Annotated in this window: 19 protein-coding genes and 1 riboswitch; of the genes, 6 read left to right on the forward strand and 13 right to left on the reverse strand. The window is 43.7% G+C overall.

What is annotated here, in order from left to right; genetic code table 11:
- Nucleotides 1-106: 106 nt before the first annotated feature.
- Nucleotides 107-517, reverse strand: a complete 411-nt coding sequence (locus QUA23_RS18205) for a DUF1636 domain-containing protein (protein WP_333077491.1) — start codon at nt 515-517, stop codon at nt 107-109.
- Nucleotides 518-539: 22 nt separating this feature from the next.
- Nucleotides 540-686, reverse strand: a riboswitch (cobalamin riboswitch).
- 134 nt (nt 687-820) lie between these two features.
- On the opposite strand from QUA23_RS18205, the gene QUA23_RS18210 reads away from it, so the two are divergent.
- Together QUA23_RS18210 and QUA23_RS18215 are read left to right on the forward strand one after the other, a co-directional pair.
- Entirely contained in the window at nt 821-2,809 is a 1,989-nt protein-coding gene (locus tag QUA23_RS18210; RefSeq protein WP_333077492.1) for a serine/threonine-protein kinase, read from the forward strand.
- An 87-nt stretch (nt 2,810-2,896) separates the two neighbouring features.
- On the forward strand, nt 2,897-4,171 hold the full coding sequence (locus QUA23_RS18215) for a serine/threonine-protein kinase (RefSeq protein WP_333077493.1): 1,275 nt from the start codon (nt 2,897-2,899) through the stop codon (nt 4,169-4,171).
- Here the strand turns inward: QUA23_RS18215 and QUA23_RS18220 are convergent.
- From QUA23_RS18220 to cynS, 3 genes are all read right to left on the reverse strand, one after another.
- Nucleotides 4,163-4,759 (reverse strand): type IV pilin-like G/H family protein, encoded by a 597-nt coding sequence (locus tag QUA23_RS18220; RefSeq protein ID WP_333077494.1) that lies wholly within the window; start codon nt 4,757-4,759, stop codon nt 4,163-4,165. The two genes, QUA23_RS18215 and QUA23_RS18220, sit on opposite strands and share 9 nt — an antisense overlap.
- Nucleotides 4,760-4,834: 75 nt before the next feature.
- Nucleotides 4,835-6,217: an ATP-dependent protease ATP-binding subunit ClpX gene (gene clpX, locus QUA23_RS18225; protein ID WP_333077496.1), complete on the reverse strand. Its 1,383-nt coding sequence runs from the start codon at nt 6,215-6,217 to the stop codon at nt 4,835-4,837.
- A 227-nt stretch (nt 6,218-6,444) separates the two neighbouring features.
- Nucleotides 6,445-6,888 (reverse strand): cyanase, encoded by a 444-nt coding sequence (cynS, locus tag QUA23_RS18230; RefSeq protein ID WP_333077498.1) that lies wholly within the window; start codon nt 6,886-6,888, stop codon nt 6,445-6,447.
- A 446-nt stretch (nt 6,889-7,334) separates the two neighbouring features.
- On the opposite strand from cynS, the gene QUA23_RS18235 reads away from it, so the two are divergent.
- The 4 genes from QUA23_RS18235 to QUA23_RS18250 all read left to right on the forward strand — a co-directional run bounded on the left by QUA23_RS18235 (nt 7,335) and on the right by QUA23_RS18250 (nt 13,502).
- Nucleotides 7,335-7,679 (forward strand): slr1659 superfamily regulator, encoded by a 345-nt coding sequence (locus tag QUA23_RS18235; RefSeq protein WP_333077499.1) that lies wholly within the window; start codon nt 7,335-7,337, stop codon nt 7,677-7,679.
- A 148-nt stretch (nt 7,680-7,827) separates the two neighbouring features.
- Nucleotides 7,828-9,966 (forward strand): ATP-binding protein, encoded by a 2,139-nt coding sequence (locus QUA23_RS18240; RefSeq protein ID WP_333077500.1) that lies wholly within the window; start codon nt 7,828-7,830, stop codon nt 9,964-9,966.
- A 492-nt stretch (nt 9,967-10,458) separates the two neighbouring features.
- Nucleotides 10,459-10,785, forward strand: a complete 327-nt coding sequence (locus QUA23_RS18245) for a hypothetical protein (RefSeq protein ID WP_333067614.1) — start codon at nt 10,459-10,461, stop codon at nt 10,783-10,785.
- Nucleotides 10,786-10,916: 131 nt separating this feature from the next.
- Complete coding sequence (locus QUA23_RS18250; protein ID WP_333077501.1) at nt 10,917-13,502, forward strand: PAS domain S-box protein; 2,586 nt, start codon at nt 10,917-10,919, stop codon at nt 13,500-13,502.
- 94 nt (nt 13,503-13,596) lie between these two features.
- Here QUA23_RS18250 and QUA23_RS18255 read toward each other — a convergent pair whose 3' ends face one another.
- From QUA23_RS18255 to QUA23_RS18295, 9 genes are all read right to left on the reverse strand, one after another.
- On the reverse strand, nt 13,597-14,058 hold the full coding sequence (locus tag QUA23_RS18255; protein WP_333077503.1) for a VOC family protein: 462 nt from the start codon (nt 14,056-14,058) through the stop codon (nt 13,597-13,599).
- A gap of 492 nt (nt 14,059-14,550) precedes the next feature.
- Nucleotides 14,551-15,036: a glutathione peroxidase gene (locus QUA23_RS18260; RefSeq protein ID WP_333077505.1), complete on the reverse strand. Its 486-nt coding sequence runs from the start codon at nt 15,034-15,036 to the stop codon at nt 14,551-14,553.
- A 290-nt stretch (nt 15,037-15,326) separates the two neighbouring features.
- Complete coding sequence (locus tag QUA23_RS18265; protein ID WP_333077506.1) at nt 15,327-16,220, reverse strand: DUF2382 domain-containing protein; 894 nt, start codon at nt 16,218-16,220, stop codon at nt 15,327-15,329.
- 221 nt (nt 16,221-16,441) lie between these two features.
- Nucleotides 16,442-17,302, reverse strand: coding sequence for a DUF2382 domain-containing protein (locus tag QUA23_RS18270; protein WP_333077507.1), 861 nt, complete (start codon nt 17,300-17,302; stop codon nt 16,442-16,444).
- Nucleotides 17,303-17,692: 390 nt separating this feature from the next.
- Nucleotides 17,693-18,208 (reverse strand): DUF1499 domain-containing protein, encoded by a 516-nt coding sequence (locus tag QUA23_RS18275; RefSeq protein ID WP_333077509.1) that lies wholly within the window; start codon nt 18,206-18,208, stop codon nt 17,693-17,695.
- A gap of 68 nt (nt 18,209-18,276) precedes the next feature.
- Nucleotides 18,277-19,935, reverse strand: a complete 1,659-nt coding sequence (locus tag QUA23_RS18280; protein WP_333077510.1) for an adenylate/guanylate cyclase domain-containing protein — start codon at nt 19,933-19,935, stop codon at nt 18,277-18,279.
- Nucleotides 19,910-22,480 carry a response regulator gene (locus tag QUA23_RS18285; RefSeq protein WP_333077512.1) on the reverse strand — a complete coding sequence of 857 codons (2,571 nt, stop codon included), beginning with the start codon at nt 22,478-22,480 and terminating at the stop codon, nt 19,910-19,912. The genes QUA23_RS18280 and QUA23_RS18285 overlap by 26 nt, the downstream gene beginning before the upstream one ends.
- Nucleotides 22,477-22,869, reverse strand: a complete 393-nt coding sequence (locus QUA23_RS18290) for a response regulator (protein WP_333077513.1) — start codon at nt 22,867-22,869, stop codon at nt 22,477-22,479. The genes QUA23_RS18285 and QUA23_RS18290 overlap by 4 nt, the downstream gene beginning before the upstream one ends.
- A gap of 208 nt (nt 22,870-23,077) precedes the next feature.
- Nucleotides 23,078-24,502: a response regulator gene (locus tag QUA23_RS18295; RefSeq protein WP_333077514.1), complete on the reverse strand. Its 1,425-nt coding sequence runs from the start codon at nt 24,500-24,502 to the stop codon at nt 23,078-23,080.

Genomic DNA, 24,502 nt, shown 5'->3' on the forward strand with positions numbered 1-24,502 from the left:
CCCGCCCGCTCGTTAGGGGGGATCTAGATTTCGATAAAAACAAGAGAGACGATCGGTTTGACGTTAAGTTGTCACCAATGGACAGAGTATGGTAACGAGAAAGGCTCTAATTTGCCAGCGGTGGAATCTTTGCTAAAACGCCTTTTTTCAGAGCTTGAGGACGCTCAGACCAAGGCAACAAACCGTCCGGTTTAGCATAGTATTGACCCGCGCATTCGAGTACCGCCTCGATGCTTTCCGCCTCATTTGCTGGTAAATCGCCAAACAGATAAGTGTACTTTCCTACAGCAGCAAAAGACACCGCACAAGAGTGACTGCAAGCACTCATGCACTCAACTTCTTGAATCTCAAACTTATCAGAAAACTCCCAATCTTTAGCGAGTTGCGACAAATTTTCCATAAATTGTTGGCCGCCGCTTTTGCCTTCGCGCTTGCCGTTTTTCCAAACACTAGCGCAAGCAGTGCAAACAAACAGATTGTGCTTTGTGCGTACAGCCGCATTAATTCCATCCATCATCCGTACCTCGCAGATGCGTTCAAAAGTGAGTTAGATATCGGCGGGCATTCTGACTTTAGAAACAACAAGCGTTTCATTACAGTTGCGGGACAGCGCCGGACTTGCACCGAACTTTCCCCGTTTCCTCTAACGGCTGCTCCCCGCTAGAACCGATCGCGAAATCACATCATACCGCACTTGCCGCCTTTTTTCAAAAAAGTTATGTTTGTAGGAGCGATCCTTTCCTTCGTAGTAAGGACTTTAGTCCTTATAAGATAACGGCTTCAGGACTAAAGTCCTTACTACCAACCATAGTAATTACCTATGAACGCTTTTCCTGACTTTTCCCAACATGGCTATCAAATAAGTCGCGAACTCGGATACAACAGTTTGGGCGGCCGCGTCACCTATCTCGCCACAAAAATTTACACAAAAAAATCTGTTGTAATTAAGCAATTTCAATTTGCCCAATTAGGTGCTAGCTGGGAAGAATACCAAGCTTATGAACAAGAAATTAAAGTTTTGCAAAATCTTGATAGTCCTGGCATTCCACGCTATCTAGATTCTTTTCAAACTGACAGCGGTTTCTGCATGGTGCAGGAATACAAAAATGCCGAATCTGCTGTCGCCCGGACTTTTTCGCCGCCGGATATCAAACAAATTGCGATCGCAACTTTAGAAATTCTAGCTTACCTGCAATCCCAAAAACCGCCCGTAATCCACCGCGACATCAAACCGGAAAACTTGTTAATCGATGACGAGTTAAATGTTTACCTAGTAGACTTCGGTTTTGCGCGCTTGGGAGGCGGAAACATCGCCGCCAGCAGCGTAGTCAAAGGCACAATGGGATTCATGCCACCAGAGCAAATGTTTAACCGGGAATTAACACAAGCATCCGACCTTTACGGCTTGGGTGCGACGCTAATTTGTTTGTTAACTGGTACGAAATCTGGGGATGTCGGCAACTTGATCGGTGATAATTATAGCATTCATTTTCGGCATTTAGTACCGCCGTTGCAGCAGGGTTGGATGAACTGGCTGGAAAGGATGGTAGCACCGAGATTGCAAGACCGATACAAGTCAGCCGCTAATGCTTTAGCCGTTCTGGAATCTCTCGATGTTAGCCGCTTGCCGAAAGTCAGAAGTAATCGCGATCGCCTGGAATTAACCGCTACACAATTGGGAGAAACAATAACAGAAACAATCGAAATTAGCAACCCAATTCCAGATACAATGCTTGCGGGCAGATGGGAAGTTGCCGCGCATCCGAACGACCCGCCACACACACCTTACGACCACCCTTGGATCTCGTTTGAGCCGCAGAAATTTGAGAACAATAATGTTGCTTGCAAAATCATAGTTGATACCAAACAATTGCTGGCAAGTCAAGCTTATGAGCGCTATATAATCTTGCATACTAATTCTGACCCCGACACTTATAAACTCAAAATCAAAGTCACAACAGCTCCCCTCCCTATACCAGAACTAACTACTTTATTGTCTAAACGCAACCTGATTTTTATCTGCTGCTTGGTGTTATTCGGCTTTCTCTTTAATAGGGGCGACGCCTATAACATTGCTTTCGGTATTATTATGAGCTTAGTCTATGGATTTGCAGTTGCTGAAATCACGCTCTTAGCCGAATCAAATGGAAATAAAAAAACTTGGCTAGGAGGATTATTGGGGTCGCTACTAGGATTAATTTTATATTTTTTTGGTCGGTCTTTTTTTATTGAAGTTATTGGTAATTTCTCCAAATCGAACAATACAATTTTATCAATTGCTGCCTCGCTCTGGATGGTAATTGCGCTGATATTCTTTAGTTTATGTGGAGCTGCACTTGGAAGTATGATTAATAGGGCTTTGGCTATGACTATTGCTATTATAGGGCAATTTTTATTATTTGCATTGCTTATTATCGGGGCAATGATCGAGGGTGACTTTTCCTGGGCAGCAATTTTTATTTTGCTAACCAATTTGCTAACTAATTTGTCTTGCATGATAGTTTATAAGATTTTTCATAATCCGATTGACAAGCAGACTACCCTGAGAAGAATGATTAACATATATCGCAACAAAATAAATTTTCTAGTTGCTGGATTTTGTACTAGTTTGGTAGTAGCATTTCGACTGTTTTTAAACGTTGTCGATCAACGAGAATGGGTGGAACCAATGGAAATAGTAGCTGTAGGAGGAGCGACAATCGCCTCTTTAGCTGTCACGGCTATTCCATTACTTGAGATGATTGTTTTTAAACCGAATAGAATTATTGCTAATTATCGCAAATTACAAGCAAGTTTAATTAAACCTTAAATAATGGCTCGCTTGTTTTACTGATTTTTTGAGGACTGAAGTGCTTACTACAAACCTTTTTGGAACTGAAGTTGTGATTGCCAAGCTATGAATGATTTTCCTGATTTTTCCAACTACGGCTATCAAGTAACTTGCGAACTCGGACACAACCGCGCGGGCGGTAGAGTTACCTATCTCGCTACCGAAATTAATACCAAACGTTCCGTTGTTGTCAAACAATTTCAATTTGCCCAGACTGGTGCTAATTGGGCGGAATATCAAGCTTATGAAAAAGAAATTCAGATTTTGCGGGCCCTCGATAACCCGAACATTCCCCGTTATTTAGATTCTTTCCAAACTGCATCGGGTTTCTGCATGGTACAGGAATACAAAAATGCTAATTCCCTGGCAACTTCGCCGCAGCAAACACCGAAAAAAACCAAGCAAATTGCTATTTCTGTGTTAGAAATACTCAAATACCTGCAAAACCGGGTGCCGCCAGTTATCCACCGAGATTTAAAGCCGGAAAATATCTTGGTGGACGATCGCCTCAATGTCAGCCTTGTCGATTTCGGATTTGCTAGAATCGGCGGGGGAGAAGTCGCTGCCAGCAGCGTTGTCAAAGGCACCTTGGGCTTTATGCCGCCAGAACAAATGTTCAACCGCCAGCTAACAGTCGCATCCGATTTATACAGTCTCGGCGCCACGCTAATTTGCTTGCTAATCGGCATCAATTCTACCGAAATTGGCAGCTTGATGGACGACACGGGGCGGATTAATTTTAAATATCGCTTACCGCAGCTAACTCCAGAATTTCTTGACTGGCTGCAAAAAATGGTGCAACCGAATTTGAAACACCGCTATGCTTCCGCAGATGCAGCCCTCAATGATTTAATTCCCCTGAAGGTAGTTCGCCAGCCTAAAACATCAAAACTTCCACTCATATCAATCGGAGTGTTGACAGCAAGTGCTGCTATTTTTATCCCGTTTATCCTGAAATCTCCTAAACCTCAACAAGTAGTTAAATCTCAATCCGAAGCCAGAAAACCGAATTTAAAACCTGTGACTCAAGTGATGTTAACTAGCGAGATAATATCCCCCAAAATTATAGATTTTGTGTCTTTAAAAAAACAACAGAAAGTCTATTTTGCGGTCAGTGTCACTAACTTGTCAAAGGGAGAATATCAAGGTATTTGTAAGTTATTTAACCCTCAAGGAAAATTGGTGGCTCAGGGTCAATCTCGTTTAATGACAACTGCAGATAGACTAAAAACTTGGTGCGGGTACAACTTTAAAAATTATGAGCAACCTGGGAATTGGAAGTTTGAATTTTATTTAGACAATCAAAGAATGGCCCAAAATAGTTTAAAGGTATTACCTTAAAATAGTTGTATAGGGCGGGCAGTCAGTTTTTGTGCCGTCAAAAGTTGGCTGAATCGGATAGCTTGCATACCCCTCACTTGACGGCTCGCTTTCGCAAATGATTGAAATTGTTGTTAGTTGATTGCTAACATCTTTTTTGAAAGCAAATACTGCTCCTCTATATACTGCGCCGTACCTTGTGCCTTCCCATTCTTCACCTATAGGTATAGCAATCACGACGCTCGCGCTTTCAACTTGTGCTGGTTCGCGCTTATTCTCCAAGATTTGAAATGGGTTCATTATTGATGATGACAGAATTTTGTACTTATAGTTATTTGTGGCTCTCATTTTGACACCCAACCCTTCCAGGGAATCACTAAATTTGTTATTTTTTGCATAGTAAGCTTGCTGCGCTTCATTGATCGAAGTAATATCTTGTTTCACTTGTGGCCATCGCGCACTGCTTGACATCACAATAGTGTTGAGTTTGAAATTGTAAAAAGATGCTAGTATGCCAGCAAAAAATCCGCTGTAAATTACAGTCCGTACCACCAGACTAAATAATGAAACGCTGTATGTTTCACTTGTTTTATGTATCTCTGTTGACATTTTTTTAAGCTGTCTGTCATAAAGTAAATTTGCCAAGCTTGTAGGGTGCGCCACAAGCACCCTACAGATGACCAATTAAGCTGTTTCGTGCTGTTTGCGCCATGCGGGGTGCCACAGCAATTCGGCAGTCGATCGCTTCTCGACCATTTCAGGAGTAATCATACAGTGAGCCACATCCTTGCGAGAAGGCAACTCGTACATCACATCCAGCATTAACTCCTCTAAAATGCTGCGGAGAGCTCTCGCGCCAGTTTTGCGACGATAGGCTTCCTGGGCGATCGCCCGCAGCGCTTCCGGCTGAAATTCCAATTCCACGCTGTCCATCTTCAACAGCTTTTGATACTGCTTCACCAGCGCATTCCGGGGCTCAGTCAATATCTGCATCAAAGCTGCTTCATCCAGCGGCGAAATCACCGTTACCACCGGAATCCGCCCGACAAACTCAGGAATCAAACCAAACTTGACTAAATCGTCCGGCTGTACCTGCTGTAAAATATCAGCGGCCCGCTTGTCTTTCGCCGGCAAAGTCGAGTTGCTGTCGCTTTCTGTTGGCTGAATAAAGCCCAAGGATTTTTTACCCAAACGCTGTTCAACTATTTTTTCCAAACCGACAAAAGCACCGCCACAAATAAATAGAATTTTGCTAGTGTCAACTTGAATAAAATCTTGGTAAGGATGTTTGCGGCCGCCTTGCGGGGGAACATTAACCACTGTTCCTTCCAACATTTTTAGCAGCGCTTGCTGCACACCTTCTCCCGATACATCCCTAGTGATCGAAGTGTTTTCGCTTTTGCGAGCAATCTTGTCAATTTCATCAATATAAATAATGCCCCGCTGCGCCGCTTCAACATCAAAATCGGACATTTGCAACAGCCGCAGCAAGATATTTTCTACATCGTCGCCGACATATCCAGCTTCAGTCAGTGTCGTCGCATCCGCTACCGCAAAGGGCACTTCGAGCATTTGCGCCAAACTTTGCGCTAACAAAGTTTTGCCACAACCTGTGGGGCCCACTAGCAGGATGTTGGATTTTTGCAGTTCTACATCGCTGTCAGAGGAAGACTTGTCGCTATCTTTAGCTTGGTCAACGCTCAAGCGCTTGTAGTGGTTATAAACTGCTACAGAAAGGACTTTTTTTGCTGAATGTTGGCCGATGACGTGGTTGTCTAAATGCTGCTTAATCTCTGTTGGTTTCGGAATTTGAGCTAAAACGATTTTCGATTTATTCGATCGACCCGGGCGCCGCGTTCCTTGTCCCTGAGACTCTCGCACCTCTGATTGGGGAATCTGTTGACCAATTGTTTTACTGGAGTCAAAGAACTCCTCCTCTAAAATTTCATTGCACAGTTCCACGCATTCATCGCAAATGTAGACGCCGGGCCCAGCTATTAACTTGCGGACGTACTCTTGCGATTTGCCGCAAAAGGAGCATCTGAGATGGGAGTCATATTTTGACATATTTGCCTCTTAATTTACGGTTGCGGTTGCTTGTTTCGACTGGGGAAGTTGCCGCGGGAGCGACCTTAGCTTTGCCCTAGAAGGGTTTCCCGATCGGACACCCAAGCCAGTCAAGCTTCGCGATCTCTATTTCTAAGTTAACACTTTTGAGGCTTTAGTCATTAGTCATGAGTCATTCGAGCCAATTTGAATTTTTCATTTTCACTTGAAAGTAAAGTGGCCCGGGCTTACCATTTTTTGTATGCCAAAAATTTTCCTGACATAATTATTTTCACTCGATCGCCTTTTGGGTCTGCTTCTTTCTCGACATCCATAGTAAAGTCGATCGCGCTCATAATCCCGTCACCAAATTTTTCGTGAATCACTGCTTTGAGTGGCATCCCGTAAACCTGCATAATTTCATAAAAACGATAAATCAGGGGGTCAACCGGAACCGAGGCCTCCAAAGAACCTTTTAACGGAGGTTCACAGAGAACCGCAGCCGTCTCGCTATCTAGCCCCAAAGCCGAGACAATTTTCTCGGCTTCATCTTCTGATGCGGTAGCTTGACGGTAAATAACCGCGGCAATCCAAACTTCGTCGCGCCCCAAAACTTTTTCCAAATCTGCAAAACTAATTCCCTTAGCTTTTTTAGCCGCCAAAAGCTTTTCTGTAATTCCTGAAATTGCCATTAAATATTCTCCCCTTCACTTCTGTGTCTGATGTGAAATATGTCTCACATTTTGGTAATTTTGTCAATACTTAAGTTGAGAAAAAAATCGAATTGATAGCTCGGAACAGCAGAAAAAGTTGGTCTCGTTAACCCCCACAACTCATACAATTTGAGATTTGAGATTTGAGATGTTAGATTGGCAATGACTGATGACTACCAGGGTTGAGAGCTAGTAAACAGTTGCATTTTTTATTCCAACTGGTATCACAACCGATAAATCTTCAAATAACTCATAACTGCCCTACGACAATGGTACAGTTGGCAGTATATGTAATAAAAGTTATACCCCCAAAGGCATTCGGCATTCGGCAAACGGCTGAAGTTTGATCGTGCTAGCCTGAAGCTCAATCCTCGCTCACGCAGCCAAAGCCCCTTTACCACTCAAAACCGGCAACTGACAAAAGTATGGAGATTCAGACCAAAGATTACACGATCCAGTACGATCGCGCTACGCAAACAGTAACCTGTAGCGGCTCGTTCCGACTCAGCCAGGTGGAAGAATACGCACCGATCGTCGATCTGCTCAACGAAGTGGCTGACTCCTGCCCAAACACCGTTACTCTAGACTTGCGAAAGCTAGAATTTTTAAATAGCTCTGGAATTAATATTGTCTCAAAATTTGTGATCAAAGTGCGCCAGCAAAAAAATATTCAAATCGCCATCAAAGGTTCTAAACACATCCCCTGGCAGATCAAATCCCTGAAGAACTTGCAGCGGCTGATGCCTTCCTTGCACTTAGAATTCGAATAGCAACGATAAAAGGTAAAGATGAATCGTCGGCTAAGTCGGAGAACCAGGATGAGGGTGGCTGAAGTTAATCGGAATAAGTCATAGTTAAACTAGCACAAAACCCTAAAAAACTTCAGAACCGACTAAAAATTACCAATTTTCAATTGCTATGCAGGAAGAACCCTCGACAGAACAGCTACTTTTCGACGTTCAGCGGCTGAGTGCGGAACTTGAAAACTTGAAGCGCGAAAAGGTTGACCTAGAACTTTTGCTGGAGACTACCACCGAACATTCAGATACGATGGAAGCTCACTTGCTGAGCAAAGCTCAGTTGGCGCTGCGTTCAAGCGAAGAGCAGTTTCGGGCGATCGCCTCGGCAACTCCGGTGCCGATATTAGTTTCTCGCCTCTGTGACGGCTTAATTATGTATGCGAACGCTCAATTGGCTTCTCTCCTGAACATACCCCTAGAAAAATTGATCGGCTGCAGCACTCCAGACTTTTACTTGAACCCCGCCGATCGCCCAAAGGTACTGGAGGCACTTGCTAAAAACGGATACCTCCAAAACTACGAACTCCACTGCAAAAAATCAGACGGCACCGCTTTCTGGGCGATGATCTCGGTTCAGTCGCTGGTATTTAACGGGCAGCAGACGGCATTGTGCGCCTTGTACGACCTCACCCAGCGCAAGGAAGCAGAACAAACCCTCCAAGAAAGCGAAAAGCGTCTCCGCCGCCAGAGTTTGGCTTTGTTGCAGCTAGGTAGGCAGAGAACTCTCAACAGCGGTGCGCTGAATGTGGGAATTCGCGAAATTACTGAGGCTGCAGCCCGGACTTTGGATGTGGAAAAAGTCAGCGTCTGGCTTTACAACCATGGAAAATTTGGAACTCGATACCCGAGCGATCCCCAGCTAAATTTTACCGAGAGAGTGCTCGCCCACAACCAAACAGGGCCACTCGATAAAGAGGCCGCTGCTCCAGACGAAGACGAGGGGGTTAATCATTCTAAGTTTAAAATCCCCAACCCCAAATTAGTTTGTCTCGACTTGTACGATCGCACCCAGGAGAATCATTTGAGCCGGGAGTCCATATCGGCGAGCGATTTGAATTTATCAATTTTAGATGTGGAAGGCGACGCACCGGGCGAAAATTTGCGATCGGAGAATGCTTTAGAACCTACGACAAAGACTCAAAACTCTCTACACACAAATTTGTCCCAATCATCTTCGCTAGCCGAAAATTCCGCTGTGCGGCCAAATGCCAGCAAGCCCAATTCATCCATATTAAATGTAGCAATTAGGCTCGGCGGCCAGATCGTGGGCATCCTCTCTCTCGAACATATCGGCGCGCCCCGCCAGTGGGCTCTGGAGGAGCGCACCTTCGCTGATTCTTTGGCAAATTTGGTAGCGCTGGCGATCGAAGGATTTGAGCGCCAGCGGGCTCAGGAAGCCCTCTCCAAAGCCAAAGCGCAGCTAGAAATGACCGTCGATCAGCGCACCGCTCAACTCACCGCCGCCAATAAACTGCTCCGAATCGAAATTGCCGAGCGCAAAAGAGCGGAAATAGCCTTGCAAGAAGCCTTACACAAAGCTGAAGCAGCTTCGAGAGCTAAAAGCACTTTTTTAGCCAATATGAGCCACGAGCTGCGGACACCGCTAAACGCGATTATCGGTTACAGCGAAATGCTACAAGAAGAAGCACGGGAAACGGGACTCGAAGACATCATTCCCGATACCCAAAAAATTTATAACGCCGGCAAACATTTGCTCACTTTAATTAACGATATTCTAGACCTTTCTAAGATAGAAGCCGGTCGGATGGAGCTTTATTTAGAAAAATTTGACCTCACTAATTTAATAGAAGAAGTCGTTGCCACTTTGCACCCTTTGGTCGAAAAAAATCACAATCAATTGCAAGTTTCTTGCTCTGAAAATTTGGGGGTGATGTATGCAGATTTGACTAAAGTCCGGCAAATTCTTTTTAATTTGCTATCCAATGCCCTGAAGTTTACCGAAGGTGGAACGGTGCTGTTGAGCGCGACTCGCGAACCAGCAGGCGACAGCGATTGGGTTTATTTGCAGGTATCTGATACGGGGATTGGAATGTCGGCAGAACAGCAGCAGGGTGTGTTTGAACCTTTTATTCAAGGAGACGCTTCGACTACTCGCAAGTACGGTGGCACCGGTTTAGGATTGGCCATTAGCCGCTTGTTTTGCCAGATGATGGGCGGCGATATCACTGTTGAGAGTCAGTTGGATCTTGGCTCTACTTTTACTGTTCACTTAAAGGCAGAAGTTGATATTAGTTAGAAGCAAGTTTGGCAACTAGAAATGTAGGAGATTTAAGGGATTTAAAGGGTGGGTTATGCCTGGAATTTTGTACTGGATTTAACGGATTTAACGGATGGCAAAAGAGGGAAGAATTACCCAATTACCCATTCCCCCGTTACAAATTAGCCATTACCAATTACCAATTCCCTTTTTAATTGTGACACCGATCGCGATCGACCTCTGTTGTCGATCACACAGTAGCATTTTTTTTCAGCCTAGAATACCTATATTATTCCAAGATTGTCCTGCAGGCACGATCGAGCGCCTCGCTGCATTCACAAGTCCCACCTCAACCTAATTAAGGGGGTGGGGGGGTTGCTTCCAGACAGGCAATTTGGTAAAAGTAATGCTATGGTCGCGAAGCGGTAGAAGGCAAAAGTTAACAGGAAATCAGGAAGTTTCAAAAGTCTCTGGACGCAGAAACACAATTCTGCTTTTTGCCTTCATACTGCTTCTACTGGCGAGATAGCAATGCTGCTGAAAGCAATGCACAATTTCTCAGAATCAAAGGAGTGCATCTACATGATTAAACCTTGCAGTCAACCGCTAAAAATAAATCCTTTTACTTGTTATCGCGATCCGGCTACAGGCAGGTGGACTACTGTAGTTACAAGTGTTCCAAACACTTGTGAAACAGACTCTAGTTTAAAAGCAGAAGCCGAAGGCGAAAACGAAGGTAAAGCAGAAACTATCCTTTCTACTTCGCCTGCAGTCTCGGTCTCGAAAAAAGTCCTTTCTTTTTCCGTGCCTCAGTTTAAACAACGTGCCAAAAAATCTGCTGTTAGTGTCAGCAGGTAGCTATTGCAGGGGTCTAATCTAGTTTCCACGGTTAGTCCCCGGCGCTCGTCAAACCAAACAAAACAAACTTATCCATAGCTTAAACTGTCAAAAAGCGATATACTGGCAGCAAACTTTCTCCTTCAATATCCGTGAAGTATTTGCTCGATCGCTGCCTCCACTTTGTATGGACAGACCGACCAATTCGCCAGCGGGGAACAGTCATCATTGCTATTCCCATGATTTTTCTGTTTGCTTCGCTGCTAGCAATTGCCGGTCTCCGGGATAGTGCCCTACAGATAAGAAAGCGAGCAGATACTAATAGGGAAATACTTCAGGAAACTAACCGCATGATAACCCTGGTGGTGGATGCGGAAACGAGCGTTAGGGGTTATGGGTTGACAAAGCGCCGCGAATTTCTATCACCCTACTTAGAAGCAAAGAAGAGTTTGCCTCCGCTGCTGGCTAAACTCAACGTTTTGGCTCAAGAAAACAAACTGCAAGCTCAGCGATTTGAAGAAATTAAAAAAAGTACCGAACAGCATATAAATTTCTTGCAAAACACTTTGAATAAGCTGGACAGTTCGGCAATAAGGATGCAGTCGCCGGAAATAATTGAGGTGTTCACTCAAGGCAAATTGAGGAGGGAGAACCTGCGCGCAAAAATTAATGTGTTTGCTAATGCCGGCGAAGCCTACCAGAAAAGTCTAGATCGGCAATTAGGGGAGTTGGTAGATTTCATTAATTTTGTGCAAGTTGCGGGTTTACTTTCCGGCTGTTTGGGTGCAGTGGCTTCCTGGTATTTATTTGATAGTTTAGAGAAGGAATTGAGGAAGCGGGAAGCAGGCTTGGAAGAAAGTAAAAGTCGCATTCAAGCTGTGGTAGACAATGCGGCTGACGGTATTATTACTTTGGACGCACAGGGAAATATTGAGTCTTTTAATAGGGCAGCAGAAAAGATTTTTGGCGAGAAAGCCGATCGAATAATTGGCTCTAACTTGCGGGGGCTGATCGCTCAACCGCTGCCGCACAGCAGCGTGGGGGATTATTCGGTCGAATATTTTGTGTTACATCCAGATACTACGCTGAAGACTTACCAGCAAGAAACGGTTGGAATTCGACACGACGGAACGAAGTTTCCGATGGAGTTAGCTGTCAGCGAAATGCGTCTGGCAAATCAACACTTGTTTATTGCGATTTGCCGCGATGCCAGAGGACGGAAACAAGCTGAGGAAACTCTGCGAAAGCAAGCGCAAATGCTGGATTTGGCAAACGATACGATCGCGGTCCTCGACTTGAATGGGGCAATTTCTTATTGGAATTTGGGGGCGAAGTGGCTTTACGGGTGGCGGAAGTCGCAAGCAATAGGAAAAAATATTCACAAGCTTTTACAAACAGAATGGGCCCAACCTTTTGAGGTAATTCAAAAAGTATTTTTCGAGAAGGGTTCTTGGCAAGGAGAACTGGTGCGAACCAAAAAAGACGGCACAAAAATAACGGTGGCAAGCCGCTGGACTTTGCAGTACGACGAGCAAGATCAACCGGTTGCTATTTTGGAAATCAGCAACGATATTAGCGATCGCAAACGCTCAGAAATTGCTTTGGCCCAAAGCGCGCAGCGGTTTCGCGCTACTTTTGAGCAGGCCGCAGTCGGCATGGTTCAAGCGAGTGTGGAAGGCAAATTTCTGTTAGTCAATCAAAAACTATGCGAAATTTTGGGCTACAGCCGCCAAGAATTGGTGGAGAAAAGATTTCAGGATATTACTTGGCCTGGAGATTTGGCAAGCGAACTGGAACTTTTGCGCCAATTGTTAGCAGGAGAAATTGAAAATTTTTCTCTGGAAAAGCGCTACATCCGCAAAGACGGCGAGTTGGTGTGGGCAAACTTAACGGTTTCGCTGCTGCGAGAACAAGATGGCAGTCAATTTCTGATGAGTGTGGTTGAAGATATTAGGGATCGGAAACAAGCGGAGGAATCGCTGCGGTTACGTGCTCAAGAATTGAGGTTGACAGCCCAAAATCTGGCTCAAACGACGAATGTTTTAAGAAAGCGGAATCAAGAATTAGACCAGTTTGCTTATGTAGTTTCTCACGATTTGAAAGCGCCGCTCAGGGCGATCGCAAATCTCAGCAGTTGGATAGAAGAAGACCTCAGCGAGTCGATGACAGAGGATACTTTGCACCAAATGAACCTGCTTCGTGGCAGAGTGCACCGCATGGAAGGTTTGATTGAGGGATTACTGCAATATTCCCGCGTCGGACGGATTCAAGTGCCTTCAGAAATGGTAAAAGTTGAGAATTTATTAGCAGAAATTATTGATTCGTTGGCGCCGCCGTCTGAATTTGAGGTGAAAGTTGAACCGGGAATGCCAACTTTTGTGACCGAAAAATTGCCGCTACAGCAGGTTTTTTCTAATTTAATTAGCAACGCAATTAAGCACAACCGAGCTGAATCGGGTCATGTAAAAATATCGGTTAAAGAGTTAGATAATTTTTACGAGTTTTCTGTAGAGGATGACGGGCCGGGGATTGCTCCTCAATATCACGATAAAGTTTTTGTGATTTTTCAGACCTTGGAAGCTCGCGATAAAGTAGAAAATACTGGGATTGGTTTGTCCCTAGTGAAAAAAATTGTCGAAGGTCAAGGGGGCAGTATTTCCCTAGAATCTGCTGAAGGTGAGGGAGCAACTTTTCGGTTTACTTGGCCGAAGCAACCTATTAGCCAAGACGGAAAATAAAACAACTTTAAAGGTAGGATGTTTACAGATCACCGCGATCCAAAGAGTAAATGTAGGGTGCTAGACGGACTACCAAGAACCAGATAGCGACTGTTTAAACTGCATCACAACGGATTTCGATGATAAATCCATCAGGATCGTAAAAGTAAATGCCGCGTCCTGTAGCGCGAGTGACGGGGCCGCTATCGATCGCTATTTGATTTGACTGTAGCACTTCCAAAGCGCGATCGAACAAAGCCGGATCGATGTCGAAGGCTAAGTGGTTGGCGCGGGTAAAAGCTTTCTCCGGGTCTGGGTTTGGCGGTTCCAAGTCGGGCTGCCAAAATAAGTCAATAACAGTGCCGTCTGGAGTGACGAAATTAGCAACTTTACCAGCGGCTACCATTTCTGTTAAAGTTGCGGGAATTTCTGCACCTGTTAGTTCGTGGAGGCCGAGAATTGTACCGTAGAAGTGCCGGGAAGCTTTCATGTCGCGCACGTTTAAAGCGATATGGTGAACGCGGCGCAAATTCCCCGGCGCGAGGGCAATTTTGACGTTGTTTTCGGTAGTTTGCATGATTGTCAATTGCGAATGTTCAAATTGAATGCAGTTTGATTTATTCAGATGGTGCCATGTAAAATAAGCATTTTAATTTGGTAGTAAGGAGTGGAACCCCCCGATTTCTATGAGGACTTCAGTCCTCACTACCAACACTTTTATTCGAGTTGTGCGATCGCACATCCTGTCCATTAGTATTATTTTTCTTTAGGAAACGATGCCATGCCTACAAATAGCATGGCCAGACCACCTGCCAGAATTGCGAAAGCAAGTACACCTACAACTAAATCTAATCCCGATGTATTTTCCATTAAATTAAACTGTTCTCCAATTAAATACAATCATCGGTATTTGTTCATGGTTGAGTGCTTGCACACAATGGGGAATATCAGAAGAAAAAAATTAGCTATCAATTTATTATAAAAAAAGCCTATTAATTTCTTCCGTCTTCCCTAAACATCCACCCGTTAAATCAGTTAAATCCTGTACACAGCTTAGTTGCCGAACTTCTTATTGTGCCAATTCTCGCTCAATAGCAGCGATTAGTTCTGGCGAATCGGGACCAACACTGCTGCGGAATCTGGCCACCACTTCACCCTGTTTGCTAACTAAGAATTTCTCAAAATTCCAGGAAACCTCACCCTTGGGATCGACTGCATTCGTAAGCTTAGCGTACAGCGGGTGCTGCTGAGTGCCTTTAGCGCGTACTTTGTCAAATAATTCAAAGCTGACGCCGTATTTAGTAGTACAGAAATTGACGATTTCTGGATTACTTCCGGGTTCTTGACCTCCGAAGTCGTTGCAGGGAAATCCTAAAACACGGAGTCCAGCCGCGCTGTACTTCTGGCTCAATTCTTCGAGTCCTTTGTATTGAGGTGTATAGCCACATTTGGAAGCTACATTAACTATCAAGAGTACCTTGCCAGCGTACTCTCCTAGCTGCTTGTCTTCGCCTGCGATCGTTTTTACTTTAATGTCGGAGATTGTGCTGGGCATTTTCAAATACTTTTAAATTTGACCACCACAATTTTACCGCAAGTCGTTACAATTTTGTCGAGAGGTCGATCGCTAAAAATTTAAATAGCCCGGTCGGGACAGGTTGACGGATATCGGGCTTATATTATAGATATTGGTGAACCCGCCTCTACCAAAATCACGGTTAATTTACCGAAGACGATCTTAGTAGATGGCGGTGAACTTTCCCCACAGCATCTATCGCCACAGTCAGCTATTAGATTTAAGTTTCTCGCTAATAGCTAAAATCTACACCGAAAAGGACGAATATTTTAACTCTCTGAGTGGTGTTCCGTCATCCATTTTTGGTAAGTATCCTCAAGTTGCTTGTCTTCGAGAACGAGTTCTAGGCGGACTTTGACGCAACCGTGACGGGGTTGAGAGGCGATCGAATTTAAGATTTTGCTAGCTTTCTGCACAGAGGTAAATTCCGCCTTAACTGTCGGTTCATGGCGATCACTCTTAACCTCCGTCAAATCTATACCGGTGATGTTTCCCTCGCCTAAATCTATTTCTGCCAACACCTTCGGATCGTCGCCGACTTGTTCGACAATCAGCTTTTCCCACTGGATGGGTACTTGTACCATCCGAGTTTCAATTTCTTTACGCACTATGACTTCGCCGACTTTGCGCTTGCTGCGATTGATCACCAATCGTTCTTCTAGCAGGCGAATTACTTCTTGATCGACAATATCGAAGTTTTCCTCATCCTCATCTGTCTCCAAATTTGGATCTGTGAGCTCGGCATCTGTTAGATTTGACATATCTGTTGAGGGATTGGTTAACTCACTGTTGCTAAATTCACTATCCGGTTCAGAGGCATTTTCTAAATACGGATGCGCGCCATTAGCCGACACTACCGGCAGCATATCGACTTGATCCGAATTAATAGTTACAAACAGCGATTTTTGGTGATAATCAACTTTTTTGAGCAGCTTAATACTTAATAAAAAAGTGCGGGGATTTTCGCTACCTAACCCGCTCACCACAAAGTTTAACTGACCTTTAGCATCAAAATAGACATCTTTAATTTTGCCTACCAAGTGACCTTTGTTGTCTTTGACGGTAAAACTTTTTAGCTTAGTTCTGACTTTTTCAGGCACCCGGTTGAGACGAGTTATTGATTTGGCAGTTGCTATCTTTTCTGCTGATGCTTGACCGTTCATTTTTTAAACTTTCCTGCTTAGGGATTTTTATTATGAATTGGTAAGGGGAAATTGGGAAAGGCGGGGAAAGTGCATAAACGTTGCCAAAACTAGACAAGTTTTGTACCCCCCCCGCCGCTCACATAGGAATTGTGCGATCGCTACCAATCCAATCAAACCTGCGCGGTGACAGAATTATGTCATTAAGGCGCAATTCCTATGCAATAGCTGTTGCGGTTGGTTTAGATATTGTTATTTTTATTATCTACAACCGCAGTTCCATCAGTCTTAACGTCTAATTCTTCACGACGCAAGGTTTCTTCGCCCTCAACCGTGCTGCGAACAACTTCTTTTCTGACGTTGACTTCTTCCCGGACAAAAGCTTCCTTGTGAATGTCGGCCGTTTCTTCGTAGACTTCCATGCGTGCAACTTCCCCTGATTGGAAGTCAGCCTCACCGACTGAAACTACTCGACCCGCTTCTACCGGGGTTACTCGATCGATTACAACTCGTTCTTTTTCAATGGGTACTGAAGCTCGCGCTGTTTCAGTTTCCACGCGCTTGCCAACTGCTACTTCGCCTGTTTTTGCGCGGTGTTTGTTGGCAATCAAGCGTTCTTCATAAAGCTTGAGATTTTGGTGCTGCTGTTCGTTGGTTTCGTAGAGGGGGCGGTCGATATCGTAGCTGTAGCTGCTGCGATCGTAGCTAGCAGGAGTTGCAGTGCTTGCAGCGGCAGTTTCTTGATTGCGGTAGACGCCTCTTACCTGTTCTTCGCGATCGTAATCTACTGCTTCTAAATCATTGTAAGCCGGCAATTGTTCTGCTTGAGCTTTGTTGCGAAGACCTGTGGCGTGGACGCGACGGGCTCCATAGTCGAAGCGGGCCGAGCCGATCGGCAACAATACTTTTTTGCCAAAAATCCAAATACCGGTGTCAATTACCAGATAGCGGAAACGACCAGTGTCATCAACTAAAGCATCATAAACCGTGCCTACTTTTTCATCAGAGTCGCCAGCATAAACATCAAATCCCTTGATGTCGTCTCCAGCAAAGATTTCTTCCTGATAGTTAGGATAAAATTCTGCTAATCTTTGAAGTGCCATGTGTTTTTTCCTCTTTGCTCTACTTAAGTTAATAGTAGAAATTAATTCGCTAACTTCCCTCTCCCTAAAGTCAGAAGTGTATAATTTAGGTTGTTTAATACTATAGGAATACTACGGCATCTCTGCTTCTATGCTAGCGTACTCAGCTATTTTAAAGATTGTAAAACTCTACAATCGTCAATCTTATAACAAGTATTAAAACTCAAAGCCAACCGTAGGGATACTGCCTTGCTGCGTCCTACTCCCCTTGCAGGATACTCGTTTGCATTGTGCCTACTGTTAATAATTGTTAACTATGTGGTGAAAAATCAGCATTACATAGTATTACCAAAATATCAAAGCCCCTCATCTTGCAGGAGAGGGGCTTCAGGAAAGTTAGAAATTTTCAGTTCAGAGTTGATTGAATTGAGTTCTGATAGCTTCTATCCGACTGCGGTTAACTCCCATATCCGACTGTCCCAGACGCGAAGCCGATCGCACATGGATGACTTTTGCTGCATCATCTACCAAAAATTCAACGTCATCAACAAACCCCATCAAAGCACTGGTGAACTCCGCATACAAGTAATTATCACTTGCCGTGATAATTTTAGTTTTTCCATAGGACTCGATTACCCCTTTTAGCTTTACCATAGCTTCCGCAGCGGACGAAGTGTATGCCAAAGGCTCAATTTTGTGTTCGGCATCTTGACTGAAGCTGCTGACGCAGTTGGGGGAATTCGGGCACGCTGCGAGTTTTCCTGACTGAATCCCAATATTGGCAGGTCTTGTTCCAGCAAACATTGTTTTTTCTCCGGGTATAGCGATAAAAGTAGCGATCGACAGTACCGCTACTGCTACCAGTGATATTAAAATAACCAGGACTTTTTTCCATGCTGTCGGCGATTTTGTTTCAACTGTTTGCAAAGGATTAGCCCTCCTGAAAGTATAAATGCGGTCTACTTTTCATATTAATTGAAATTAACATCAAAAAATTAAAAAGATTTTTTTTGTTCTTCAATTAACCAGTAAGTCAGCATTCTTCCTTTACCTTTAATCGGGATATGACCCCGTTCTTCCAAAACAAACTGCTCTTTCAAACGCTCGTAAGTCGCCGCCGTTACTTGAATTTTACCAGGCAATCCGTTAGACTCCATGCGTGAAGCAACATTAACAGTATCCCCCCACAAATCATAGCTAAATTTACTAATTCCAATAATTCCAGCCACTACCGAACCGCTGTCAATTCCGAGCCTCAATTGAAAATTTTCTCCCATTTTGGCATTAAACCTCCTCAAAGCTGCCTGCATCTCCAAAGCTAAAAGTGCGATCGCCTCAGAGTGATCCTCCCGCGGCGTCGGCAAACCCCCAACCACCATGTAAGCATCCCCAATCGTCTTAATCTTTTCCAACCCGTGCAATTCAGACAACCTATCGAACTCCGAGAAAATCCCGTTCAAAATTTCTACCAACTGCGTCGGACTTTTGTGAGCAGAAAACTCTGTAAAACCCACTAAATCAGCAAACAAGACGCTCACCTCATCAAAATGCTCCGCTATCAACTTTTGCTCTTTTTGCAAGCGCTCCGCAATAGGTTTCGGTAAAATATTCAGCAGCAATTTCTCGGTTTGTTCTTGCTGCACTTTCAGCGCTGCTTCAGCTTGTTTCCGCTGAATCAACGAACCGAGCTGCGTAGCAACCGCGCTCACTAATTCCAACAAGCGTGGCTGACATTTCAGAACTTTTTTGCGATAAAAAATCAAAATAGCTAACACTTGGTTGTCCGCCAATATTGGCACCCCAAAAGCCGCTTTCAATCCCACACTAACCGCAATTTCCGCGCGTAAAAAAACTTGTTCCGGTGCGGTAGAAACATCATCGATCCATTCAGATTCCTGCGACTGCCAAATCCTGCCTGGGAATCCCACACCGGGAGCAAAAATTAACTGCCAACTTGTTTGTCGGAATTCGGCAAAACTCAAGTCGCTGACGTACCTGCCTGTAGCGCATTTTAAAAACCCCTCACTGCAAGGAATCCAAGCTTCGCCCAAATTCCATTCAATAGTTTGGCAAATTAAACCTAAAATTACATCTATAGCCGACTCAAAATCCTCAGATTTGCTAATAGCTTGAGTGGCTTGAAGCAGCAATCTTGTTTCCATTTCCACCTGGTGGCGTTCAGCGATTTCCTGGTGCAACTGGATATTTTGAGCGGTCAATTTTTGATTTTTTTCTTGCAATTGCATTTGCAATGAACGCACAGTAAGTTGATTGCTCACTCGCGCCAATACTTCTTTCACCTGAAAAGGTTTGGTGATATAATCGGCTCCGCCCACTTCAAAAGCTCTTGCTTTATTTATTCCTTCTTCTAAAGCGCTGAGAAAAATGATGGGAATTTCCCTAAATTGCGATTGTGATTTTAATTTTTTACATAGTTCGTAGCCGTCAATATCCGGCATCATAATATCGAGTAAAATCAAATCTGGTGCGCTAGATTGAATAGCATCTAACGCCGAAAAACCATTAGTAACAGGGCGAACTTTATAGCCATTTTTTTGCAAAATTCTAATCAACAAACGCAGATTATCTGGCGTATCGTCAACTACTAAAATATCTGCTTGATAGTTTTCAGTTTGTTCCGCCTTCATCTGCATTATCTGATTCCTCCGCCTCGGCAATTAAATTGAGAATTTTCTGGTAATCAAAATTATCGAGATGACCCTGGAGGATTTCCGCCAATTCAGGATGAGGCTCCCTTATTTCGTCGATTGTCCTGACAATTAAGTCAAAATCAGCACTGCGGATTACCTGCTTCAAGTTGTCTATCCATTCTGCGGGAAGTGTAGATAAATAAGCAAGCGCAGCATTAGGGAGGGAGCCAGATAAATTATTTCGATCGCCTATAGAGATCGAGTCCGTTGAGTTAGAGTAGACATACTTCACCCCCAAATGTTTGCTGAGGGTATCAAATATATCTGTTTTGCGGAAAGGTTTGCTAATAAAATCGTCGCAGCCGACCAATAAAGCAAACGATCGCTTTCCTTCAATTGTACTAGCTGTCAAAGCAATAATCTTCGGAATCGGGCAGTCGGCGTGGAAAATATTCATTTCCCCATTTCTTTGCTGCTCTTGCTCTCTCTGCTTGATTCTAGCCTTAATTTGTTTAGTAGCTTCGTAGCCGTCCATCACTGGCATTCGCACATCCATCAAAATTAAATGCGGATGCCAATTTTCCCACATTTCTATTGCTTCCTGGCCGTTGGTGGCTTGTTCCACCCCGAAACCTAAAGGAGAAAGCATTTTGACTAAAAGTTGGCGGTTGTCTTCGCGATCGTCCACAATTAAAATCCGGTAGCACAGTTGATTGGGCTCCAACCCACTAACTTCGCGGTTAAGTTGCGGATCTGGAAGCTCAGCAGTATAAACGGCACCGACTGGAATTTCAAATTTAAAAGTGGTGCCGAGTTCCAGTTGACTTTCTACAACAATTTCTCCCCCCATCAGGCGGACAAACTGACGGCTGATCTTCAATCCTAAACCCGTACCTTTCTGATTTTTTATACCGGAAGATGTTTGCACAAAAGCCTTAAAAATATTGCCCAATTCTTCCGGAGCCATGCCAACTCCTGTATCTTGAATTTCAAACAGAAGGAAAAAACCAGGCACAGTTAAATCCTCAGCCTCATCCCTCCATCGAACCGTTGCGAAATCACTGCTAGTTCTCGAAAAATCCCGAATACTTCTGGTGGTATCAAAGCAAGCTGTGGGACTATCCAATAAATCCAGAAATCCCGATTTTTCTAACTTTATAACTCTTAAAATAATTTCGCCTGTTTGCGTAAAGTTAATCGCATTACTCAGAAGATTAATCAGCACTTGTCGCAGTTTAATATCATCGGTTCGCACGTACTGAGGAACGTCAGCATCGCGCTGAAAACGCAACTGCAATTCTTGATTCTCAACCCGCAGTTGAAACATATCTTGCAAATCGTCAAGCAAGCGGTAGAGGTCGAAGTCTGTGGGATTGAGTGTCATCCGCCCTGCTTCGATTTTTGACAAGTCTAAGACTTCATTGATCAAGCTGAGCAAGTGTTCGCCACTACGGCGAATAATTCTCATATTTTCTCGGTTTTCGACAGTAAGATCCGGGCTGGGTTCCATGATTTGTGCAAAGCCGAGTATAGAATTGAGAGGAGTGCGTAACTCGTGGCTCATATTGGCTAGAAACGTGCTTTTAGCTTTGTTTGCTGCTTCAGCAGCTAATGCGGCTTGTTGCAGTTGTTCTGTGCGTTCATCAATTTGGGCTTCTAAGGTGTGGTGGTATTCTGCTAGTATTTTTTCGGCTTGTTTGCGATCGCTAATATCTTGAAAAGCTGCGATCGCATAAACAATATTTCCGCTAGCGTCAAAAATCGGCGTGGTATTGATCTCGATCGCAATTCTTTTGCCATCTTGACGGATTTCTACATCGTCAACCTTGACAGATTCTCCTTTCAGTGCGCGCAAAATTGGCAGATTATCCGGCGGGTACAGCTCATCAGTATTGGCAACATAAAGTTTATAAGTGGCAGCTAATTGTTCCGCAGTGCTTTCCGGGATAGTGTCTGCACCCAGCAAATCCCGCGCTGCCTGGTTAAAATAGGCGATCGAGCCATCGGGATGATAAACAGATACCCCCATTGGCAAAGCTTCTAAAAATTGACTCAGGCGGCTTTCACTCGCAGACAGCGCCTCATTTACTAGCTTTAACTCCTCGTTTACTTCTTGGCGCTTATAAATTTCATCTGTTAACTTTTGATCTTGCAAATAACTGTGAACTGCTTCTACTACAGTTAATTTTAAGTCTTCATTTTGCCAAGGTTTAGGAATATAACGGTACAATTTAGCATACTTAATAGCATTACTTAGGGCTTCCAAATCTGCTTGCCCCGTTAGCATAATGGTCAGCGTCTCCGGCGAGCTTTCGTGAATTCTTCTGAGCAGTTCATCTCCTTTAATATCGGGCATGATATAATCGGAAAGCACCAACGCAATCTCGTATTCATCTGCCTGCAAATCAGCCAGCAACTCTAAAGCATCAGCCCCCCCTTCAGCGGTTTCAATTATACACCGATCGCCGATCGCCTTTTTCAGTTCAATCTTTAAACTATTCAAAACGTCAGGTTCATCATCAATACAAACAATCACAGGTTTTTTCATAACTTAGCCAGCCCAGATTTTATAGTCTCTATTAAGTCTTTGCTTTGCCAGGGTTTGTACAAACAACAGTATAAATCTGCTTCTTCTACTGCCCGCTGAACAGCCGCTGCATCCGCTTGTCCCGTCAACATCACCTTAATAATTTTAGGATATTTTTGGTGAACTTTAATTAAAAGTTCGTCACCTTTAATTCCCGGCATCAGCCAATCAGAAACAACCACAATCACCTGAGTTTTTTCTTGAAAGTCCTCCAGTAAATCTAAGGCTTCATCACCACTTTCAGCTAATTCATAAAAGTAATTATTTTTAAATTCATTTTTTAGCTGCATCTTGAGAGTATTCAAGATATCCGGTTCATCATCAACGCAAAGAATTACAGGCTTATTCATCTTTTCCTCTCTGCTTAAATTGTAGTAGGTTTACTGACATGAATTGCTTTTACATTGATTTCCGGCAAAGATGCAGGATATCTGCCGCCTATCTTATTTTAATAGGACTTCCGAAGATCGGCCCGGTTTCTGGCAATAAATCTTGTATTTGTCAGCGAGACAGCGACGGGTGTCACCGGGAATCTGCCACCTTGCAGGTAAGTTTTGTTTAATAAATAGGCAGCGAGACTGTAAAAGTTGTCTGCCCCGGTACAGAATCTACAGCAATTGTGCCTTCGTGTTTTTCCACAATTTTTCTCACAATATCCAATCCCAAACCGCTACCTTCGCCCGCAGATTTAGTCGTAAAAAACGGCTGAAAAATTTTGGGCATAACTTCTGAGGGAATACCTTTGCCGTTATCAGTAAACTTGAGGAAAATATTTGCTTCTTGCTGCCGAGTTTCAATCGTCAAAATACCTTTATAATCCATTGCTTGCAGGGCATTATGAACGAGATTCGTCCAAACTTGATTTAAGTCATCGGGATAGCACATAATTTTGGGTAAATCTCCATAGTTTTTAATTACTTCTATACCATGTTTCAGTTGATTTTGATAAAGGGTTAACACCGTTTCAATGCCATCATGCAAGTTCGCCTGGACTTTTTCTGGTTTGCTATCAAAATGAGCGTAGGTTTTTAAGGCAAATACTACTTTCCCAGACTTCGCTGTTGCTCTTTGGATCAGGCTAATACTTTTTTTAAAGCTTGCAAACTGGTAAGCACTATTTAAAACTACTTGCCAATCGGGGGATTTAAAAAGCGGCAAGAACTCTTCTATTTTTTCGTAGATTTCCATGTCAACTAAAGTATCCGCAATTTCCTCGGCATTTTCAACAGATTCTGCCATCAAATCCGCCGCCAACTGCTGCTTAAATTTGCGTTTCTCTCTGCTTGTGAATAAAACTTTTTGATGGGTGCTTCTGTAAAGTAAAGCTAAAAAATAAGCTTTGCTTTCGTCAGAAAGTTTTTGATAAATTTCAGGAAATTTTTCTAAAAACTCGTCGGAAAAATTAGCTATATTATTAATAGAGGAACCTATAATGCCCAGGGGGGTATTGATTTCGTGGGCAATGCCGGCAATCAGTTGTCCCAAGGCTGCCATTTTTTCCGATTGAATCAAATGATCTTGGGTGGCTTGCAGTTGGTGGAGCGCCATTGCTAAATCTTGATTTTTCTCTTGCAAAGTTTGTTGCAGTGAACAAATTTTTAAATGAGTTTCTATCCGGGCTAAAACTTCTTCAACTTGAAACGGTTTAGTAATAAAGTCAACTCCGCCCACTGCAAAAGCTTTAACTTTATCCAGCACGTCATTAATCGCACTAATAAAAATAACAGGAATGTCTTTGGTAATTTCAGAAGCTTTGAGTTGCTGACAAACTTGATAGCCGTCCATTTCTGGCATCAGAATATCCAGCAGCACTATATCTGGGGGTATTTTTTGAGCAGCAGACAATGCTAGCTTGCCATTGGGTACGGGGCGAACTTGATAGCCTTTTTCGCTCAAAATTCCGGCCAGCAGCCGCAGGTTTTCTGGTGTATCGTCCACTACTAAAATATTAGCTCGATTGGTTTTAGGTAAAGTTGAAATCAT

The sequence above is a fragment of the Microcoleus sp. Pol1C5 genome, from assembly GCF_036701115.1.
Taxonomy (GTDB): Bacteria; Cyanobacteriota; Cyanobacteriia; order Cyanobacteriales; family Microcoleaceae; genus Microcoleus.

What these genes read in the sequence shown, in the direction of transcription:
- QUA23_RS18295 (WP_333077514.1), bottom strand. Translation starts at nt 24,502, where the DNA reads ATGATTTCAACTTTACCTAAAACCAATCGAGCTAATATTTTAGTAGTG.
- QUA23_RS18210 (WP_333077492.1), top strand. Translation starts at nt 821, where the DNA reads ATGAACGCTTTTCCTGACTTTTCCCAACATGGCTATCAAATAAGTCGC.
- QUA23_RS18215 (WP_333077493.1), top strand. Translation starts at nt 2,897, where the DNA reads ATGAATGATTTTCCTGATTTTTCCAACTACGGCTATCAAGTAACTTGC.
- QUA23_RS18285 (WP_333077512.1), bottom strand. Translation starts at nt 22,480, where the DNA reads ATGAAAAAACCTGTGATTGTTTGTATTGATGATGAACCTGACGTTTTG.
- QUA23_RS18265 (WP_333077506.1), bottom strand. Translation starts at nt 16,220, where the DNA reads ATGAACGGTCAAGCATCAGCAGAAAAGATAGCAACTGCCAAATCAATA.
- QUA23_RS18205 (WP_333077491.1), bottom strand. Translation starts at nt 517, where the DNA reads ATGATGGATGGAATTAATGCGGCTGTACGCACAAAGCACAATCTGTTT.
- QUA23_RS18235 (WP_333077499.1), top strand. Translation starts at nt 7,335, where the DNA reads ATGGAGATTCAGACCAAAGATTACACGATCCAGTACGATCGCGCTACG.
- QUA23_RS18270 (WP_333077507.1), bottom strand. Translation starts at nt 17,302, where the DNA reads ATGGCACTTCAAAGATTAGCAGAATTTTATCCTAACTATCAGGAAGAA.
- QUA23_RS18280 (WP_333077510.1), bottom strand. Translation starts at nt 19,935, where the DNA reads ATGCAGATGAAGGCGGAACAAACTGAAAACTATCAAGCAGATATTTTA.
- QUA23_RS18240 (WP_333077500.1), top strand. Translation starts at nt 7,828, where the DNA reads ATGCAGGAAGAACCCTCGACAGAACAGCTACTTTTCGACGTTCAGCGG.
- clpX (WP_333077496.1), bottom strand. Translation starts at nt 6,217, where the DNA reads ATGTCAAAATATGACTCCCATCTCAGATGCTCCTTTTGCGGCAAATCG.
- QUA23_RS18245 (WP_333067614.1), top strand. Translation starts at nt 10,459, where the DNA reads ATGCTGCTGAAAGCAATGCACAATTTCTCAGAATCAAAGGAGTGCATC.
- QUA23_RS18290 (WP_333077513.1), bottom strand. Translation starts at nt 22,869, where the DNA reads ATGAATAAGCCTGTAATTCTTTGCGTTGATGATGAACCGGATATCTTG.
- QUA23_RS18220 (WP_333077494.1), bottom strand. Translation starts at nt 4,759, where the DNA reads ATGTCAACAGAGATACATAAAACAAGTGAAACATACAGCGTTTCATTA.
- QUA23_RS18260 (WP_333077505.1), bottom strand. Translation starts at nt 15,036, where the DNA reads ATGCCCAGCACAATCTCCGACATTAAAGTAAAAACGATCGCAGGCGAA.
- cynS (WP_333077498.1), bottom strand. Translation starts at nt 6,888, where the DNA reads ATGGCAATTTCAGGAATTACAGAAAAGCTTTTGGCGGCTAAAAAAGCT.
- QUA23_RS18255 (WP_333077503.1), bottom strand. Translation starts at nt 14,058, where the DNA reads ATGCAAACTACCGAAAACAACGTCAAAATTGCCCTCGCGCCGGGGAAT.